We start from the raw sequence: 20,091 nt of genomic DNA on the forward strand, positions 1-20,091 counted from the left end.
CCATTCCGGGACTAACCTGGACAATAAAAAAGAAGAAGGTAAGGCCCTGTGCGAGAGCGGATTAGTTTGGCCGTCCGGATCCCCCTGATAGCAGCCGGGCTCGGCTTTGCGATTTCCCTGCCTGTTCCTGCCTTCGCCGCGAGCGATGACGAAGAGCTTACGCTCATCCGGGACCAGATACGCGCCCTCGAAAAACGGGTCATCGCCATCGAGCAGCGCAGACAGACACGCAATGGCATCAAGAAGAGCGGCAAAATCCTGCGCCAAACGGGGCATGGCAACACTCCAGATCTCGCCACCGCGACATCTGTGGGCTCGCCCCCTTCTGCCGGTCAGCCTTTCAGCGCTCCCGCGACGGGACTGGCCTCCGCATCGCATACCGGTGTCCCGGCGTCGTCCCGGAGCAAGGGTAACTTCGCGCATAAGGGGCAGCATGGCGGGTCCGACGTCCAACTGGCCGATAATCGATCGGCGAGCGAGGCTGGGCAGAACAGACCCTCATCCATCGATCTGAGTTCCTCGAGCCCGCTTGCCATTACCCAGACCTCGGTCGATCGCCTGCCGCCAATTTTCAGCATCGGGGATATTTCGGTGCGTCTGAGCGGATTTGTGGATCTGTCCAATGTCTGGCGAGACTCAACCGTGACCAGTGGCCCCGCCACGGCATGGAATACCTTCCCGTATGCCAATAGTCCCAATCATGGTCTGAGCGAGGAGCGTCTCTCGGCGCAGTTGACCCGCCTTTCCACGCTGCTTGAAGCCAACCCCACGCGGGATATCCGTCTGCAAGCCTATATCGAGTCCGATTTCGGAGGCTCGGCCGGCACGACCAACTCGGTGCAGGTAAGCGGATATACGCCCAGATTGAGACAGGGTTATTTCACCTTCACCAAGAAGGATTGGGGCTTTCACGTGCTCATGGGTCAGGCATGGAGCCTAGCCACAAATTATCAGAAGGGCATGCAGCCCAGAAACGAGCAGCTCCCGGCGGTGGTCGATAACAACCAGATACCCGGCATCACCTATACCCGCGTTCCCCAGATCCGGATTGGCAAGGACTGGAACCAGAAATACTGGCTGGCCCTGTCCGTGGAAGACCCTCAGGCCACGGTCGCCTATTCATCCGATATCGCCTCGGGAGGCCGGCTTCCGGCCCTTGCGGGATACGAGGAAGGGCCACGCGTTTTCTACAGCAATCCCGGTGGCCTGCTGCTGAACCCCAATACGCAATACAGCGATAATCCGGTCCCTGATATGGTGGTCAAGGGCGCTGTGGACACGTCTTTAGGGCATTATGAGGTATTTGGTCTTGGCCGCTGGTTCCGCTCCGTCGTCCAATCACCGGACTCCGTCGGCAGCCACAAGGAAACCAAATTCGGTGGCGGCGTCGGCGCAGGCGTCACGGCGCCCTTCTTCACGCCGGACTTGCAGATTACAGGCAATATTATCGCCGGTCAGGGTATTGGACGCTACGGAGCCTCGCAGTTGCCCGACGCAACGTTCAACGGACGCGGCGCCCTGTCCCCCATCCCACAGATCCGCGGTGCTTTGGGCTTCATCGGACATCCTGATCCCTCCGTGCTCGTCTATCTCTATGGCGGTGTCGAGGCGAATACCCGTCGTTCCTATCTTGCTGGCGATGGTCGGCAATATGGCTATGGGGTGACCGACCAGAACCTCTCGGGATGCTCCGTCGCCTTTGGCACCTGCACAGCGCAAACCCGAACCCTCGCCTCCATGACGGCAGGCGGCTGGTGGCACTTCCTCGATGGCAGCTACGGCAGTCTGATGGGTGGCGTACAGTATACATACATCCGCAAATTTGCCTTCCGTGGCAATGACGGCAAAGGAAATTCCGTCTATCCCACCAGTTTCGGCAATACGGTGTATGCGACCTTCAGATATCTCCCGTTCCAGTAAAGGAAACCTCGACCTCATAATTCTCGCCCCCCGCATTACGTTACAATGGTAGAATGAAAGACATTCCGCTCGACTGTGCTCATTCTACAACATGACGGTTCTTTCCGAAGTCACGCCGTGCATTATCGGTTCTCAGCCATCCCTGTTCAGTACATGGAAAGGCGAAATCAGATATCAGGCAGATGAGGGGAAAAGAGGCGCATGAGACAATCGGACACGCAGACACGCCGGGGCAAGAGCCGTAGAAGGCGTGGCCTGCTGGCTGCGGCTTTTCTTTCCGGTTGCGCCTCGTCCGTTTCTCTCGCCCAGGCTCGTGCTCAGGACGGATATCGGGCGCGAGGCACCGGCCCTGCAAGCATGGTCGGCAACCCTGCCGGGCAGAGGGCTCAGGCCTCCTCCCGCCCTACCCCTGTCCGGAAAAAGAAAAGGGCCGCGACCACGACGACCAGCCGTAACGACAGGGCGACGGTCCTGACGACACAGGCCAGCGCACCGACCCTCCCGACCGAAACGATTTATGTGACCGGCACACGCCTGTCTCAGACTCGTCTGACCAATGTCATGGCAGGGTCCACCCTCGATGGCACTCAGATCCGACGCAGAGGCTATTACGATCTGGGGACGGCGCTGCTGCGCGAGAACCCGGCCGCCAGCGTGGGCGGCAATTCCCCCATGGGAACCCAGAACAGCTTTGGAGCGGGCCAGTCCTTCGTCAGTCTGCTTAATCTCGGGGCACAACGGACCCTCACCTTGGTGGATGGCATGCGCATGGCGGGCGGTGCGACAGCCTCGATTTACGGCGTGGCTCCCGGTTCACAGGTGGATGTCAGTATCCTGCCCAGCTCCCTGATCAAGACAGTCGATACCCGGCTTGGTGGCGCCGGGGCGGCCTATGGTGCCGATGCCGTCGGAGGCGTGATCAACTATACGCTGGACGACCATTACAAGGGCGTTTCGCTCGAGAGCCAGGGCAACTGGTCTCAGAAAATGGACGCGTCGGGTGAAAAGGTCGCATTCAAGGCGGGTACGGGCTTCGATCACGACCGGGGCGGGGTTGTTCTTGACGTGGAGTACCGCAATCAGGCCGGACTGACCTCGCGCGATCGCCCTGACGCCATGGGTGCCGATGCGGCCACTTATCATCGCGTGCCACTCGGACAGAGCGCCCCTTACACCTATGTTCTGGGCGCGGGCACGCGCTACATTCAGAATTCCGTCACCGGCATGCCACTTCTGACTGGCAGTTACGGCGACATGCCTGTTTATGGCGGGCTCTACGGCGCAACGCTTGGCGGTCAGGCAAATGCTGGCATTGCAGGGGCCAATGGCGCTCCGCTCCTGTTCAGCCGTGACGGCCAGTCACTCGTCTCTCTGGATAGCGGAAAATTGCTCAAAGGCGATAACACTTATGGCCTGGGCGGCAACGGGATTGCCCTGCGCGACTACATGCAGCTCATGACCCCCAACGACAAGCTGAATCTGACTCTTCTCAGCCATTACGACCTTACCGATCATCTTCATGCCAGCTGGCAGGGCTGGTATGGACGCAGCCACGCCGCCAATCAGGTCGGACAAGGGACATGGAGCACGACGAGCTTTGACGACGCCCTGACACCGAATGATGCAGGGCCGCGAAGCAGCAGCTATTTTCAGAACAGCGTGGTGACCGGCCCTCTGGCCCTGAGCACCGATAATCCTTTTCTCACCACCACCGAGCGCAGCACGATCAAGCAGGCTCTGGCCGAAAACGGCCTTCCCACGGATCGTTTTTATCTCAACCGCCTCAATCAGGATCTCGATCCGGGATATTACCGGACGTCACTCGATTTCTATCGTTTTGCAGGCGGGTTCAACGGTGACTTCCGCGCATTCAACCGCCGTTTCGACTGGAAGCTCCGTGGCGCATACATGCGCTATCACAACGTCACCACCCAGCCCTCCATCATCATTCCCAATCTGGTCAATGCCCTGAACGCCGTTACCAATGCGGATGGCACGATTTCCTGCGCAAGCGGGTATGAGAATGCGCCTATCGCGACGCGCAGCAGCGTTTGTGCGCCACTCAATCCCTTCGGCTACAACCAGATGACACCGGCAGCGCGTGACTATGTCACGGCGGATGCACGCTCAACCAACGTCAACGCCCAGCGTGACCTCCAGGCGGAGATCAGCTCAACGGTGCTGACGCTGCCAGCGGGCGATGCCAAATGGGATCTGGGCTACGAACACCGACGAGAGGCCTATCGCTTCGACCCCGGCACGTATTATCTCGGCTGGCAGCAACCCGACGGAACCACCCTGCCTTATGGCAGCAATTCTGTTCTCCCCGCGACCGGCGGGGCCTATCACACCCATGAAGCCTTCGGTGAACTGGATATTCCCGTCATATCGCCGGGTATGGCCGTGAAGGGGGTGTATCACCTGTCCCTTACGGCCAATGGCCGGCTGACCCATAACAGCATGACCGGCACATACTGGACCTATATGCTGGGCGGCTCGTGGTGGCCAATGCGGGATTTCGGTTTCAGCGGCAATTATGCCGTCTCCGTTCGCAATCCCTCTGTGGGCGAACTCTTTTCGCCACGCTCGCTCAGCTATGAAAGCGGGACCGATCCATGCTCGGATGTCGGTCTCGGTTCGGGTCCGAACCCCGCGACCCGTGCAGCCAATTGCGCCAAGGCCGGGATCGGTCGGAATTTCATATCTAATTTCAACTATTTCCCCGTCGAGGGAACAGCGGGGGGCAATTCCGCGCTTCGTAATGAGCGATCGAAGAGCTATACGGCGAGCCTCGAATTCAGACCTCATTTCGCCAGAGGCCTCGATGTGAAAGCGTCGTTCGTCGATGTCCGGATCGCGGATGCCATCACCTATCTCGGGGCGGCAGAGCTTCTAGCCGCGTGTTACGATTCCTCGACCTATCCCGATAACGCCTATTGTACGCATGTCAGTCGTGACGCAACCGGGCAGATCAGCGATTTCCAGTCCGGCTATTATAATATCGCGCGTTACGAGACGCAGGCGCTGCAGACAACGGCGGAATATGGAACGCCGCTTACACGTTTTGGCCTAAGCGAGTCCTGGGGACTGGTCGATCTGCAGGGTAACTACGTTCATTATTTCAAGAGCGAGCAGGATTATCTGGGCAGCAGCTATCTTCTGGCGGGACGCATAGCCTCACCCAAGGACAACATGACCCTGAACGCCACATGGCAAAGCGGGGCACTCAGCGCGCAATGGCAGACACTCTGGTACGGGCCCAGTGTCTTCATGCAGCAGGTGCCGGATAACCGCTATCAGGGCAACAAGCGCCCCGCCTTTGCCTATTTCAATCTCTCTGTCGGATATGAGATCACCCGTAATCTCTCGGCGGGCTTCGTCGTCAATAATATTACCGATGCCCTGCCACGGGATTCCGGAATTTATGATCCGGCGCGTTATTACGAGGCTCTGATCGGACGCAATTTCCAGATGCGTGTGGGCGCTCACTTCTGACGCGCCCTTTTCGAAAGAACCGAGCGCGGAGGGACTTGCAGACGCTTCTCTCTGCAGACAACCGCAAGACGGGATTTCCGGACGGACGCCTGCGGCCTCGCTCATGAAGAGGGTGTGCTACAGGAGCCGGTCCGTCTCATCGGGAGCGCTTCCTGCCGGCGCGGTGGAACAGGAGCGACAGCATCCAGGCCAGTAGAAATAACCCGATTACGATGAAACCGATCTGATTAAAACTGTCGCTCACTGCCGATACAGCCTGCCAGAAGCGCCCCTGGAACCCGATCTGATCCCCCAGCAGCTTGAGCGTCTCGATACTTCCAATCCCGACCGCCACGATGACAGAAATCAGCGTGATGATGATATTGTAGCGGAGCTTGCGCAAGGGATCGACAAAAGCCCAACGATAGGCCCCCAGCATCAGCACACCGTCAGCCGTATCAATCAGCGCCATACCGGCAGCGAACAAGGCCGGAAAGATCATGATGGCCGCGACAGAAACGCCCCGGCTCGCCTGGGATGCCGAAAGTCCGAGCAGGGAAACCTCGGTCGCCGTGTCAAATCCGAGCCCAAACAGAAACCCCAATAACACCATATGCCAGCTACGCGAGACGAGGCGAAACAGCGGATAGAGCAGACGCGACAGGAGGCCGCCCTTGCTCATGAGGGCATCGATATCGACTTCCTCGACCGCGCCCCCGGCCCTGACGTGCCGCCAGGCCCGCCACGCACCGCGGAGCACGATGAAATTGGTGATGGCCAGCGCAAAGAGGAAACCCGCTGACACAAGCGTGCTCGCCACGCCACCAATATCGCGCCAGGCGCCGAAACGATCCTGCATGGCCTGGGACAACAGAGCCGTTCCCAGCGCGGCCAGCACCACGATCATCGAATGGCCGATGGCAAACCAGAACCCGGTCAGCAGAGGTTGCCGCCCCATCTGAATGAATTTTCGGGTCACATTATCGATGGAGGCGATATGGTCGGCATCGACCGCATGACGTAATCCGAACCCATAGGCCAGGAGTGCATTCCCAAGCAGCAGCGGCCTGTCATGGAACATGATGAACGTCCATATCCAGAGCGCCATATTGGCCAGGAGCAATCCGGCACCGAGCAGGCTGACACGCAGCCTCAGGCTGCGCGTGGGCTGGGCGATGAGGTCAGCTTGCATGACCCCTCCCCGATCGCTTGATGTCACCCTGGGCTTTGAACAGAAGTGGAACGGGTGGGGCTGGTCGGCTCACGCGCTTTTTCTCCCTCTGGCGGATCGTCCCGTCCGGCCTGACAGTCTGATGGGACGAAGGCAGGTCTCCTGGCTCGCGGTTCATCGCTTTTCCGCCCCTTCCCAGGTGCAGGCACCCAGTGGTTTGTGCGGAAAAACTCGCCGCTCACAGTTGCGGGGACAGCTGCCGCCTCGAACCCGATCCCATGACGATCAGCCAGTCCGTTCGGCATTCCCTATTCACTTGCTCGCGCAAGACCTTCGACCCCTCGGTCGTAGCCGCTCCCGCCCCCGCAAGCCAAGCCTCTTTTGACCTTACGCCTGGGTCTTTTTCGCGGCTAACGTTGCCCCCTCCGCTTGTCCGGACGCGACCGGCGATCAGCCCCAGATGCAGCGCCTCCACCGGACCGGCGGCTCATGGGCAGATGATTTTCGACGAAACCATGAGCCGGTTCAGGTTTTCTGAAACCGTGACACCGGCCCGGTTACGCATCGGGTGCATGAAAAGACAGGAGCAGAAGACGATGAGTCTCTACCGTACGATCAACCCCGCCACGGGCAAGACCGAGCGCGAATTCGAGCTTCATACCAAGGCGCAGGCTTTCGAGAAGCTTGAAGCCGCCCATGATTTTTACCAGCGTGACTGGCGCCATCGCAGCTTTGCGGAGCGCAGAGCAATCATCAGCAAAGCCGCGCAGATCCTCGAGCAGAGCAAGGAAAAATATGCCCGTCTGATCTCGATCGAGATGGGTAAGGTCCTACCCGAGGCGATTGCCGAAACCGAGCTCTCGGCCAAAATCCTGGCCTACTATGCCGAAAATGCCGAAGACTTCCTCGCGCCACGGGAGATCAAGGTGAGCGAGGGGCGCGCAACAGTGTTGAGCCAATCTCTCGGTGTCATCTACTGCGTGGAGCCGTGGAACTTCCCCTATTATCAGCTCGCCCGGGTGGCAGGCCCCAATTTGATGGCAGGCAATGTCGTGCTGGCAAAGCATGCCCCTGGCGTGCCGCAATGCGCCCTCGCCTTCGAATCCCTGTTCCTTGAAGCTGGCGCCCCCAAGGGTGCCTGGACCAATCTCTTCATCGATAACGACGTCTCCGAGGAACTGATCGCCCGCCCGGAGGTACGCGGCGTTGCCCTCACAGGCAGTGAGCGCGCTGGCAGTGCGGTGGCTGCGCAGGCAGGCAAGGCCCTGAAGAAAACGACACTCGAACTCGGAGGGTCTGACCCGTTCATCGTGCTCGATGATGCCAATCTCGACGAGGTTATTCCCCGTGCCGTCGCCGGGCGCATGTCCAATAACGGTCAGGTCTGCACCGCTGCCAAGCGCATGATCGTTCACGAATCCCTTGCCGATGATTTCGTGCGTCGCCTGTCCGATGCCCTAACCGATTTCCGCTACGGCGATCCGCTCGAGCAAGGGGTGACCCACGGCCCCATGAGCAGCGAAAACGCCATGAAGCTGGCCATCAGTCAGGTCGAGAAGGCCGTGCAGCACGGCGCTACGCTCGTCACCGGCGGCAAGAAACTCGATCGCGAAGGGTTTTTCATGCAAGCTGGCCTCCTGACCGGCGTGACCAAGGACAATCCGATCTTTTACGAAGAGATCTTCGGTCCGGCCGCCATCGTCTACGCGGTGTCAGACGACGACGCCGCTGTCGCCCTGGCTAATGATTCACCCTTCGGTCTGGGCGGATCGGTCCATACCAGCGACATCGAGCGTGGCCGCAAGCTGGCAGAGCGCATTGAAACCGGCATGGTATTCATCAACGATATCACCGGCACAGCCCCCGAACTCCCCTTCGGCGGCGTCAAGAACTCAGGCTATGGCCGTGAACTCTCCTCGAATGGCATCGAGGAATTCGTCAATCACAAGCTGATCCGCTCAGCCTGATTGCGCTGCTCAGGATATCAGGGCTCAGTCCCTGATATCCTTTGCCATGCAACCTTACCTCACGTTTTCGCGATGACTACAGGTTCGTGCCCTGCTCAGGCAGCGTGCCCCCTCGTGCTGGATGTCCCCTATGACAAATTTCGCGAAGCCCCCTTTCGATACCCCCCTTCAGGATCGAATTCCCGGTCAGACAGCTGCCATGACACCCAAGCCCGACCATGGCGAAACCAGCTATGAGGGCTCGGGGCGCCTTACGGGTAAAGTTGCCCTGATCACCGGGGGCGATTCCGGCATCGGTCGTGCTGTGGCGATTGGCTATGCCCGCGAGGGTGCCGATATCGCTCTCTCCTATCTGGAAGAGGAAGAAGCGGACGCTCAGGAAACTGCAGCCTGGATCGAAAAGGCGGGGCGCAAAGCGCTGCTCCTCCCCGGCGATCTGAAATCCCGCGAAGTATGCCGCACCATTATTGAGAAAACCATCCAGACCTTCGGCAAGCTCGATATTCTGGTCAATAATGCAGCTTTCCAGATCGAACGCCTCGCACTCGATGACATCTCCGAAGACGAATGGGATGACACCTTCGCTACCAATATTGGCGCCAGTTTCCGCCTGACCCGTAATGCCCTGCCCCATCTCAAAAGCGGGGCCTCGCTCATCCACACGATCTCGGTCAATGCCGACAGCCCCAAACCGCGCCTGCTCGCTTATTCCGCTACCAAGGCCGCGATCCAGAATTTCAGCGGCGGCCTTGCACAGCTTCTGGGCGAGAAAGGCATCCGTTCCAACACTGTCGCCCCCGGCCCGATCTGGACACCGCTCATCCCTGCAACAATGCATGGTGACCATGTCCATGTTTTCGGCGAAGACACCCCATTAGGCCGCCCTGGCCAGCCAGTCGAACTTATCGCGCCCTATGTAATGCTGGCGAGCGACGAAGCCAGCTATATCTCCGGCGCAACCATCGCTGTGACAGGCGGTACACCCGTCATCTGAGGGGGGAGAGGGCATGGGGCTTCGCCCCAAACCCCACCAAAGGACAGTCGTCCTTTGGAAACCTGTTTGCGAAAAAGGGATGAAAGGGGCGAGCCCCTTTCCGGGGAGCGGGGCAGAGCCCCGCAGAGCGCTCTCCCGAAGAAACCTCTCCGCCATGGGGCTCCATCACGGTGCCCGTTGGAATATATTCGTCTTGAGAGACTCCCTCCCTGTCAGCGGTGGCCGTTCGTGAGTTCGTTCGCCAGACTTTCCTCGTTGTAGACGAGTTTGAGGGCCGTGATGATGGCGCTCGTATCGGTAGCGACGGCGCGGTTATTGCTAATGTCGTAGTAGAGGTCACCCGCGAGGCTCGGCAGGTTGCCGTCGAAAATGAGTCCGACCGCCTTGCCCTCACGGTTCAGCACCGGTGAGCCTGAATTGCCGCCGACGATATCGTTGGTGGAGACGAAATCAAGATGGGTCGACAGGGGAAGGCGCGCCTTCGCGTCGAGCCAGCGTTTGGGCAGAGCAAAAGGCTCTGCCCCTGTCGCGTGACCGTACATGCCTGCGAAATCGGTGAAGGGCGCAACATCGACGCCATTCTTGCGCCAGCCTTTGACCGTGCCATAGGACAGGCGTGGCGAGAATGTCGCGTCAGGATAAAGAGCATCCAGACGCCCCTCGGCCTTGGCCTGAGCGAAACGCGCGCGGGCGATATCGCCCTGCGCCTTGTGCAAGGGGGCAGAAACGTCGTCGCGCATCTTGTCATGCAGCGTCGTGTAGCTGGGGTAGATCCGGCGCGCGAACACGATGAGAGGATCGGTAGAGGCTTCGATCGCCTTGAGACCGCCCTTCCAGAGAGCCAACCGCGCAGCCGGGTCAGAAAGCTTTGTACCCTTGATCAGACTTGCCGCCAGGGCATCGGGGGCTTCTTTGCCAAGAGTAAGACGAACCAACGGATCATCCGCTCCGGCAATCTGGCGCAGGCTGGTCAGGCTGAGCGCAAGAGAGGCAGTTTCGAGGTCCGGGTAGAAAGGTTCTTTGGCAGCGAGAGCCGTTTCTATTTCTCCGAGCTGGGCGTCATGATACCCCGCATGGCGCTTGGCATCGGGCTTCTCACGCTCATGCGCCCCCTCTACCAGTGTCATGACGTCATCGAGGAACCCGCGAAACACCATGCCGATGGCGAGATTGCGCGAAAAGAGATCTTTCTCGAGCGCGATGGCCTTGTCGACGGTCCTGAAAGGCTGGCCGTAGGCCGCGCGCCGTGCTGGATCGGCGTCAATCCAGGCTTGGAGCGCGGCATCTTCCTTCACACGGCGCGAGACGATATCGCCTGATTGCAGGGCAGCCTGGGTGCCGGAATAGGATTTGATCCCGTTCTGGATGGAGAACAGCGCGTCCTCAGCCTGTTTCTCGTGTTCCGCGCTCTCGCGACTATACTGCCAGAGCATCCCCTCGCGCAGGGTCAGGGCAGAGATGATGGCCGGGTTGGCGACATCCCGCTGGAAGGCGAGAGCAGAAGCGGGAAGACCGCGCTGCGTGCGCCCCGGATTGCCCGAGGTGAAGACCAGATCATCGGCTTTGGGGCCATTGGGGTCGAATTGCAGGAACGGTGTATGGACCGGCTTGCCGCCCTCATAGACGCGCAACATCGACAAATCGATATCATAGCGAGGGTAGTCGAAATTATCCGGGTCCCCGCCGAAAAAGGCGATCCCCTGCTCGGGGGCCATCACGACGCGTACGTCCTTGTAACGGCGATACCGGTAGAGCGCAGTCTGGCCACCATGGTAGAGCGGCACCATGTCGCAACGCCAGTGTTCGTCATCACCACCGATGCAGTCTTTGGTGAGCTTGCTCTCCACTTCCTGCAAGGCTGCCGAATAGGCAGCGCCCTGCTTGCCCTTGGTGGCCTCGGCGACAGGGGCGGAGACATCCTTCATGGTGTCCAGACGGTCGAGCTCCATACCGGGGCACTGACGCTCATCAGCGAGCTCCTTGGTGTAAAACCCATCGCGGAAATAATCATGACCCTTGTCCGACAAGGCAGCCAGGCAGGAATTGGCGCAGTGATGATTGGTCATCACCAGACCGTCGCCCGATACGAAGGACGCAGAGCAGCCTTCGGCCAGACGAGCCGAAGATTGCACGACATGCTGGATCCAGCGTGCATTCGGGGTAAAACCATATCCCTTCTGCAGGGCAGCCTTCGGCAGATGGTCGAAGGTCCACATGCCTTCATCGGCATGGGCGGTACTGGCAAAGGCAAACGCGCCAAGCAGCGCTGAAGAGAGCAGGAGGGAAGACCGGGCTTGGGACATGGGCAGGATCTCGTCTCGATTATGATATAATGTATCAATCCATAAGATGGCTGAATATGCAAATTCGAAACGGGAGCAATCCGGGATCGGATCATTACGATAAAGCTATGGAAACATCACTTCGGAATCGCCGACAGTGCACGTATCATGTGATCGGCTCTGCTGGTTCGCCGCGCCCCGGGACAACGCAAAACCTTTCAGGCACGGCACCCCGGACCGATCGTAACCGATGACAGTTTGATGACACTCCCTAAAATCCCCAGGACATCTCGTCACGGCCGAACAAGGGGCAGCATGCGTCCTTCATCCTCATAAAAAGATTTTTACTAAGTAGTTACGCATCGTTTCGTATGATCGAGGCCCATTGGCTCTGAACGATTAACGGTAATCGATGCCTCGAGAAACGCTCCCGGACGAATGCAATACACAAGAAGCACATTGTCACTAACTTTAGTATCATTTCATGAACTTAGGATAAGCGGTATTTTTCTAGAAGTTATTATAGTATTGTTACTTAACTGTCGATTTGAGATATCTCCCTGTCAGTGTCGTTCATACGCCAGAGAAGCACTTGAAATACTGAAACAAGAAACAGAAATGTTACGACATATTGCCATAAAAGCTTAACTTTACTCCGACCCGCTCGGTAACGCTTTTGCGACGCGTTACATCAAGACACGTGTCGGAGAGACTGGTGAAAAGACTTGCCCTGTTCCTCGTTGCAACGACTGCCTGCACGCCTTTCGTGAGCCGCGCTGCCGATGCCGCAAGCGCCGCCGAGGCGCAGGAAGTCGCGCAGAAAAAAGCTGACAAGACCACTGCCCTGACGAAGAAGAACAAATTCGTCAAAGGCTCGGATGACGCCGAGCAGGTGGTCGTGACCGGTACGCGTGAGAGTCATGTAAAGGCCCGCCAGAGCATCAGCCCCGTTGTGGTCATCTCGTCCAAAACGCTGGAACGCTCAGGCGAATTGAACGTGGCCAATGCGCTCACACGCACCTATCCATCGATCACCATGAGCGCCCGCGGATCGAACACCAATTCTCTGGTGTCGTCCATCCAGATGCGCGGCCTTGGGCCGAACGAGACGCTGGTTCTGGTCGATGGCAAGCGCCGTCACTCGACCGCCAATATCGTGCAGAAGCCTGGTCCCCAGTTTGCCTCCTCGGGCGTCGATCTGAACATGCTGGCTGGCAACATGATCGACCATATCGAAGTGCTCGAAGATGGTGCTGCCGCCATGTATGGTTCTGACGCCATCGCCGGTGTGGTAAACATTATCACCAAGGAAAAGGATCACGGGCTGACGCTCAGCGGTCAGGGTGGTGCGAATTCCTATCTTGGCAGTGGCGAACAATATCAGCTGGACGCCGATGGCGGATTCAAGCTCGGCAAGGACGGCTATGTGCATCTGGGTGCCCAGTTCTATCAGACGCAGCATGCCATTGCGTGGGGGCCGGATCATGCTCTGCTCGGCTACTGGCCTGCCGGTGCCGATACCAAGAATTACTTCGTGGGCGTCAAGCCTGGTTCCGAGAGCTGGCGCGGTCGCAAGACCGATTATCTGAGCACGCCGAAGGAGACGCGCGAGACCTTTGCGCTCAATTTCGGCAAGCCGCTTGCGGCTGGCATCGAGCTCTACGGACAGGCCACGCTCGGCTATCGCCATGCTGAAATGCGCGCTTATAAATATCCCTATATCGTGCCTGCAGCAGGCATCAGCGAACTCCGCCCCATTACGGGCGATGACGAACTTGATTACGCTGCAGAACTGGGCCTCAAGGGCGAGAACCTGTTCGGTTTCGACTGGAATCTCTCGACCGTGTATGGCGGTGATAATTCCCGCATCAGCATCCGCGACGTCGTCAATCTGGGCGAACTCGCCCGTACAGGATACTCTCCCAGCAAATTCTGGGACTACACCCAGAAAAACACGCAATGGACCAATAATCTCGATCTGCGTCGCGGGTTCAAAATCTGGTCCATGCCGGTCAGCCTCGCCTTTGGCGGCGAGCATCGTCTGGACTCCTATCAGATCATCTCGGGCAATCCGGAATCCTATCTCGATGGTGGTCCGGTAGAGCATGCCGGTATTCCGCCGCAATCGGCTGGCACATGGTATCGCAACATCTACTCAGCCTATGTGGACGCGACCTTCCGCCCCACACGCAAGCTCTCCATCGATGTGGCAGGCCGCTATGAATATTACACTGACACCGACAACACCGAAAACGGCAAGCTTTCCGCGCGCTATGACTTCACCAATCGTTTTGCGCTGCGCGGCACCATCGCCAACGGGTTCCGTGCGCCGACGCTGCAGGAATCCCATTTCAGCCGTCTGAACATCTTCGCCGGTACGGGCAGTGTCGGCGGCCAGTTGCCAGTTGAATCGGCAGCCGCCCGCTCGCTGGGTGCTCAGGGCCTGAAGCCTGAACGTTCGGTCAATGCCAGTGCGGGCTTCACCATGGAGCCGGTGCGTGGTCTGCATGTCGAGGCCGATGTGTACCAGATCAATCTGCGTGACCGGATCGTTCAGGGTGGCACGGTACGCGGAGCGCAGGCGCTGGACGCCATCCGCTCCTTTGGCTTCGATGTCTCCCCCACGGCCACCAATGCGGCAGCCTCCTCAGCCTACTTCCTGTCGAACGGGGCCAGCACGCGCACACAGGGGCTGGATATCAAGGCCGATTATCTGGTGCATATGCACCAATACGGCAATCTGGCACTGATGGCGGCCTTCAACCTCAACCGCACGCGTCTGCATCACAACGGCATCTCGACCATCGGCAAGCCATTGCTGAACGAGCAGACCATCGCCTACATCACCACCGCGACACCGCGCAGCAAGATCATCCTCAATGCCCTGTGGACGATCGGCAAATGGGATGTGAATATCCGCCAGAGCCGCTATGGTGAAACCACCAATATGATGACCTATCAGGATTGGACCCCGGCCTCCGCCACATGCGCCAGTGGCGGTGCCCTGCGCTATTCCAATTCCTGCTTCGGCCAGTTCAAGAATACCCCGCGCTGGCTGACCGATCTGGAGATCGGCTACAAGATCACCTCGCGCGTCCATGCCTCCATCGGTGTGAACAACGTGTTCAATGTTCGCCCCCGTCGTCTTCCGGGCAATCTCGTCCCGGCGGGTGGCTCGATGTATGATCAGTTTTCCAACCAGGTACCCTTTACCGGTGGCTATTATTTCGGTCGTGTCAGCGCCAGCCTCTGAAACGGGTGACAGGACAGGTGAAAAGCCGGGAGCGGAGACGCTTCCGGCTTTTTGTCGTTCTTTGTCGTTCAAGGTCGAGGCTTTCTCGATACGAAACACGCTTCTCGACCCGTTCTGCCCGATTGCGCGCCCTGCCAGCGCCAGGATCGTGCGAAAACAATGCAAGACAGCCGTACCTGCGCGAGTACCGAGTCAGCGGACCGCCATGATCGCCTGATACAGGGCGCCTGCCTGGCAGGACAATTGACAGCGTCTTGCGTTCTCCCGATCCTTCGCGCCGGCAGAGCATTCTGCCCGACAGACACGAAGCGCGCGTCTCCGGCGAGACCGGGACCGCCAGAAAAGGAGACATGCCTTGTTCAGTCACATCACGATCGGCAGCAACAACCTTGAAGCCTCGAAGGCATTTTACGATGCCACGCTCGGCGCACTGGGCTGTCCGCCGGGAGCGATCGCGCCTCAGAACCGCCTTTTCTATACGCATGACGGCGGCCGACTCATGATCACCACCCCCTTGAATGGCGAGAAAGCGACTGGCGCGAATGGCGGCACGATCGGCTTCAAGGCGCCCTCACCCGAGGCGGTCGACGCCTGGCACAAGGCTGGCGTGGCCCATGGTGGCACCGCCATTGAAAACCCGCCCGGCCCGCGCGACTCTGCCATCGGCACGCTCTATCTGGCCTATCTGCGTGATCCGTCGGGCAACAAGCTCTGCGCCCTCTATCACATGGGCTGATCGCCTGTATTCAGCGTCTCGGGCCCATCCTCGTCGCTGAAGAACCGGGCGTAAAGCAGGGGCAGAACGAGAAGCGTCAGAAGGGTTGAGGTCATCAACCCTCCAATCACCACCGTAGCGAGGGGACGCTCGACCTCTGCCCCCGCACTGCCCGAAAACGCCATGGGGAAGAAACCGAGACTGGCTACTGAAGCCGTTGCCAGTACCGGCCTGAAGCGTGACCGTGCTGCGGCGAAGGCCGCCTCGGCCGCGGCAAGGCCTGCCTCTCGATAGGTCCGGATCTGGCTTACCAGCACAACGCCATTCAGAATGGCGACACCGAAAAGCGCGATGAACCCGATCCCCGCCGCGATGCTGAACGGCAAACCGCGCAGAGCGAGAGCGAAAACGCCCCCCGTTGCAGCAACGGGCAGATTGATGAACACCAGAAGGGCCGCGCGCGGTGACCCCAGTGCCAGAACGAGAAACATGAAGATCAGCACGAGCGCGATGGGCACCACGCGTGTCAGGCGGTTCATGGCAGAGTCGAGATTGCGAAACTGCCCCGCCCAGGCGAGGCGATACCCCGAAGGCAGGGTCATTTCCCGCGCGACCTTCTCCTGCGCGGCTGTTACGAAAGAGCGCACATCGCGCCCGCGCACATTGGCCTGGACGATCACACGCCTGCGCAGGCTGTCGCGATCGATACGCGCCGTGCCCTGATCAAGCGCGATATGGGTGACATCCTTGAGCAGCACCCAGCCTGTCCCGTCTTCACGCCGAACCTGCAACCCGCCCAGGCGCGCGATTGAGGAGGTTGCCTCTTCGCGAAATCGGATCTGGGTCGGTATGAGCGCATTATCGACAATCACCGGGCGGCCGATATGCCCGCCCACCGCTTCGATGGTTCCCAGGATTGCGGGCACGCTCACGCCCAGTCGCGCGGCAGCATCACGATTGATGTCCATATGCAGGTAAGGCACAGACCCCTCGCCCTGCTGGGCAACATCGGCGGCCCCAGGCACGGAAGCGATCACGCCCACAAGCTTCGCGCCGAGCCGATCGAGCATCGCCAGATCATCGCCGTAAATCGAGATGGCAAGCTGCGTCCGCACACCGGAAAGCAGATCATCCATGCGCATCTCGATCGGCTGCGTGAAGGAATAGGCTGAATCGGGCAGTTCATGGCTCAGCTTATCGCTCATGGCCCTGACGAGCCGGGCCTGCGTCATGCCCGGCCGCCAGTCCCGACGAGGCTTGAGAAACACGAAACTATCCGTTTCGTTCGTCCCCATGGGATCGGTCGGAATCGCAGCAGTGCCCGTATTGCTCACCACCGTCGCGACTTCAGGGAAACTGCGCAACAGGCGCTCTTCTTCCGTGACCGATGCCAGAACGGTAGGCAGAGAGGCGCTCGGCAGGCGCATGGCATTGACCACCAGCGCGCCCTCTTCGAGCTGGGGCACGAATTCGCCGCCGAGCCGCGAGGCCAGCACGAGGGCGAGCAGGAAGATGCAGGCTGTGCCCATGAAAACGCTACGGGTATGCGCAGCGCACCAATCAAGGGCAGGCTCGTAACGCCGCCTGAGAAGCTGGACGAAACGCGTTTCGCGATCCTGCGGCGCATTGCGCATCAGAAGCGCGGACAGGACCGGCACGACGATAAAGCCGTAAACGAGCGAGGTCAGCAGTCCCATGATGATGGTCTGCGCCATTGGCCTGAACATCCGCCCCTCAACACCCTGAAGGGTGAGAATGGGCAGGTAGACCATGATGATCACAAAGATGGCGAAGGTGACAGGGCGCAGCACGACGCGCACCGTATGAACCGCCAGAGTCTCCAGTCGCTCGTCAACGTCCCCTCCCACACCGGCGCTGACACGCGCATTGGCACGTTCGACCATGAGATGCTCGACAACCACGAGTGAGCCATCGACGATCATGCCGAAATCGATCGCGCCAAGGCTCAGCAGATTGGCCGATATGCCGAACACACGCATGCCGACGAATGCCATGACCAGTGAAACGGGGATGACCGAGATGATCACCAGAGCGGCGCGCCAGTTCCCGAGAACCACCAGAAGTGTCACGAACACCAGGATGGCTCCGAGTATGAGGTTTTCCTTGATGGTGTGAATCGTTTCGTCAGTCAGGGTGGCCCGACTGTAAAATGGCCTGAGCGTCACGCCGGGCGGCAGGGTCTGGTTGATGGCGGGAAGCGCCTTGTTGATGGCAGCAAGGGTCGCGTTCGAGCTCGCTCCTTTCTGCATGAGCACGACGCCATTGACGATCTCGCCCTTGCCATCACGCGTGACGGCACCGAGGCGCAACCGCGCGCCCAGCGCGACGCTGCCCAGATCACGCAGCCTGACCGCCACACCATTACCCGTCATCTTGACCGGGATCGCGGCGAAATCGGCCAGTGAACCAACCATGGCGCGCCCCACCACCACCTGCTGCTCGGCCTGGTGGCTGATCCATCCCCCCCCTGAAGACGCGTTATTGCTGTCGATCGCGGTCGAGATCTGGCTGAGCGACACGTCATGCGCGCGCATACGCGCCGGGTCGAGCGTGAGCGTATAGGTCTCCTCTGCGCCTCCATTGACATTCACATCGGCCACACCCGGCACAAGGCGCAGTTGTGGTGCCACGGTCCAGGTCATGAGGCGATTGAGGGCGATGGGCGAATAACGCCGGCCTCCAGCGATCTCGATCTGCACGATCTCGCCCATGCCCGTTGCGAGCGGCCCCATCGAGACACTGACCGGGGCGGTGATGGACTCACGGGCCTTTTGCAGACGTTCCGTCACCCGGGTGCGGTCGAGATCCAGATCGGAATGATCGTCGAATTGCAGATAGACAACCGAAACGCCGGTCCGGGACACGGAGCGCAGATCAATCAGATCAGGCAGCCCGGTCAGGCTGGCTTCCAGCGGGAAGGTGATCTGCTTCTCGACCTCTTCGGTGGCCAGACCGGGAGAAGTGACCGAAACGAGCACTTGCTGCGGCGAGATATCGGGCACGGGTTCGACCGGCAGATCCGGCACGACGAACAGCCCCGCCAGAACGAGAAACACGCACAGGCCCAAAACCGCCAACTTGTTGGCTTGCAGGAAATCCCACATGGCGGCGTCAGTCCGCCGTCATTGAGGAGAGCAACGCCATCGATTTGAGCGCAAAGCTCCCCTGCTCCACAACGACCTGTCCCCCCTTCAACGCTCCGCTGATAGCGGCATGATCGTCATCCTGGACGTGAATCTGCACAGAAACCGGGGTGAAGTGCGTGGGGTCCTTGCGGAGAAAGACCACGTCCTCGCCATTGATCTGCTGTAGTGCCCCGACAGGCACGACGAGACCGGGCGTACCCTCTCCGGTCTGGAAAGCAGCATCGAGCATCATGCCGGGGCGAAGAGAGACAGGCGGGTGATCGAGCACACAAACCACACGCACAAGCCCGGTTGCCGGGTCTGCCAGACCGGCAATCGTGCTTATATGGGCTGCCAGCACGACACCGGATTTTTGCCCTGCAAGGCGGAATTCGGCCGCGCCCCCCGGTGCGAGGCCGGATGCGTCTTCCGGCGAGAGATCAGCGACGAGCCATAGACGCGAGAGATCAACAACCGTCACGAGATTATCACCCGCGCTGATATCGGCCGCGACTGAAGTCCTGACCGCCTGCACCACCCCCTTGACGGGGCTGATGAGGTCCGAAGCCTCATCCTGGACGATCCGCTCGGTCACCGAGGTGAATTCTTCCGTCTGCCTATGCTCAAGCGTCGCCAGATCAGCTTTGCGCGCCGTCACCAGACCGCGCTGCTGCTCGAGCACCATGCGGCGACGTTCAAGCTCGCCGCGTGAGACGGCGCTCCCTGCGAGTGCCAGACCACGCTTGTAGAGCAGGTCAGCCTCGGTTTCCCCCGCGCGTGCCGAGGCCAGAGCTGCCTCGACCTGTTCACGCTGCAGCTGCAATTCGTGCAAGGAGTGATCGGTATAGGAAATGAGCGCCTGCCCCTGGATGACGGGCTCGCCCGGCGTCACATGCACCGCCGTCACCTTGCCCGATCCGGCAGAATGGATATCGATCACCCGGCTCGTATCGGCGTCCACGCGCGCCATGGCCTGTACCTGGGCAAACACCCTGCCCTGACGCAACGCAACAAGCGTGACATGCTCGTTGCGTTGGGCTTCATCGGACAGGACATAATCATGACGCCAGGGCTCGGCTGCCCTGACCGGCGCCGAGGAAAAGCCAAACCCCGCAGCAAAGGCCAAAGCCAGGATCGCGCAACGCATTGAGGGAGAGCCCATCGCCATT

General features: G+C 59.7%; 10 protein-coding genes and 1 riboswitch. Of the genes, 6 read left to right on the plus strand and 4 right to left on the minus strand.

Annotated features, from left to right (window positions below; translation table 11 throughout):
* The first annotated feature begins 66 nt into the window (after positions 1-66).
* Together WFJ47_RS06885 and WFJ47_RS06890 are read left to right on the plus strand one after the other, a co-directional pair.
* Positions 67-1,920, plus strand: a complete 1,854-nt coding sequence (locus tag WFJ47_RS06885; RefSeq protein ID WP_336761857.1) for a hypothetical protein — start codon at positions 67-69, stop codon at positions 1,918-1,920.
* Positions 1,921-2,121: 201 nt separating this feature from the next.
* Positions 2,122-5,415 (plus strand): TonB-dependent receptor domain-containing protein, encoded by a 3,294-nt coding sequence (locus WFJ47_RS06890; protein ID WP_336761858.1) that lies wholly within the window; start codon positions 2,122-2,124, stop codon positions 5,413-5,415.
* Positions 5,416-5,551: 136 nt separating this feature from the next.
* Here the strand turns inward: WFJ47_RS06890 and WFJ47_RS06895 are convergent, their stop codons facing one another.
* Positions 5,552-6,586 carry a HoxN/HupN/NixA family nickel/cobalt transporter gene (locus WFJ47_RS06895; RefSeq protein ID WP_336761860.1) on the minus strand — a complete coding sequence of 345 codons (1,035 nt, stop codon included), beginning with the start codon at positions 6,584-6,586 and terminating at the stop codon, positions 5,552-5,554.
* 113 nt (positions 6,587-6,699) lie between these two features.
* Positions 6,700-6,915, minus strand: a riboswitch (cobalamin riboswitch).
* Positions 6,916-7,161: 246 nt separating this feature from the next.
* Here WFJ47_RS06895 and WFJ47_RS06900 point away from each other — a divergent pair.
* Positions 7,162-8,532, plus strand: a complete 1,371-nt coding sequence (locus WFJ47_RS06900; RefSeq protein ID WP_336761861.1) for an NAD-dependent succinate-semialdehyde dehydrogenase — start codon at positions 7,162-7,164, stop codon at positions 8,530-8,532.
* Between the two features lie 130 nt (positions 8,533-8,662).
* Complete coding sequence (locus WFJ47_RS06905) at positions 8,663-9,526, plus strand: SDR family oxidoreductase (protein WP_336761862.1); 864 nt, start codon at positions 8,663-8,665, stop codon at positions 9,524-9,526.
* A 212-nt stretch (positions 9,527-9,738) separates the two neighbouring features.
* Here WFJ47_RS06905 and WFJ47_RS06910 read toward each other — a convergent pair whose 3' ends face one another.
* Positions 9,739-11,829, minus strand: a complete 2,091-nt coding sequence (locus WFJ47_RS06910; protein ID WP_336761864.1) for a S46 family peptidase — start codon at positions 11,827-11,829, stop codon at positions 9,739-9,741.
* A 694-nt stretch (positions 11,830-12,523) separates the two neighbouring features.
* Between WFJ47_RS06910 and WFJ47_RS06915 the strand changes: the two genes are divergently transcribed.
* Positions 12,524-15,061, plus strand: coding sequence for a TonB-dependent receptor (locus WFJ47_RS06915; protein ID WP_336761866.1), 2,538 nt, complete (start codon positions 12,524-12,526; stop codon positions 15,059-15,061).
* Positions 15,062-15,416: 355 nt separating this feature from the next.
* Positions 15,417-15,797, plus strand: coding sequence for a VOC family protein (locus tag WFJ47_RS06920; RefSeq protein WP_336761867.1), 381 nt, complete (start codon positions 15,417-15,419; stop codon positions 15,795-15,797).
* Here WFJ47_RS06920 and WFJ47_RS06925 read toward each other — a convergent pair.
* Both WFJ47_RS06925 and WFJ47_RS06930 read right to left on the minus strand, forming a co-directional pair.
* Positions 15,785-18,901, minus strand: coding sequence for a CusA/CzcA family heavy metal efflux RND transporter (locus WFJ47_RS06925; protein ID WP_336761868.1), 3,117 nt, complete (start codon positions 18,899-18,901; stop codon positions 15,785-15,787). The genes WFJ47_RS06920 and WFJ47_RS06925 overlap by 13 nt on opposite strands.
* Positions 18,902-18,908: 7 nt before the next feature.
* Entirely contained in the window at positions 18,909-20,090 is a 1,182-nt protein-coding gene (locus tag WFJ47_RS06930; RefSeq protein WP_336761869.1) for an efflux RND transporter periplasmic adaptor subunit, read from the minus strand.
* Position 20,091 lies beyond the last annotated feature (1 nt).

The sequence above is a fragment of the Asaia sp. VD9 genome (genome assembly GCF_037150015.1).
Classification (GTDB): domain Bacteria; phylum Pseudomonadota; class Alphaproteobacteria; order Acetobacterales; family Acetobacteraceae; genus Asaia.

Bases quoted from the DNA above. Each gene is read 5' to 3' on its own strand.
- WFJ47_RS06895 (WP_336761860.1), bottom strand. From the start codon at position 6,586: ATGCAAGCTGACCTCATCGCCCAGCCCACGCGCAGCCTGAGGCTGCGT.
- WFJ47_RS06890 (WP_336761858.1), top strand. From the start codon at position 2,122: ATGAGACAATCGGACACGCAGACACGCCGGGGCAAGAGCCGTAGAAGG.
- WFJ47_RS06905 (WP_336761862.1), top strand. From the start codon at position 8,663: ATGACAAATTTCGCGAAGCCCCCTTTCGATACCCCCCTTCAGGATCGA.
- WFJ47_RS06910 (WP_336761864.1), bottom strand. From the start codon at position 11,829: ATGTCCCAAGCCCGGTCTTCCCTCCTGCTCTCTTCAGCGCTGCTTGGC.
- WFJ47_RS06925 (WP_336761868.1), bottom strand. From the start codon at position 18,901: ATGTGGGATTTCCTGCAAGCCAACAAGTTGGCGGTTTTGGGCCTGTGC.
- WFJ47_RS06900 (WP_336761861.1), top strand. From the start codon at position 7,162: ATGAGTCTCTACCGTACGATCAACCCCGCCACGGGCAAGACCGAGCGC.
- WFJ47_RS06930 (WP_336761869.1), bottom strand. From the start codon at position 20,090: ATGGCGATGGGCTCTCCCTCAATGCGTTGCGCGATCCTGGCTTTGGCC.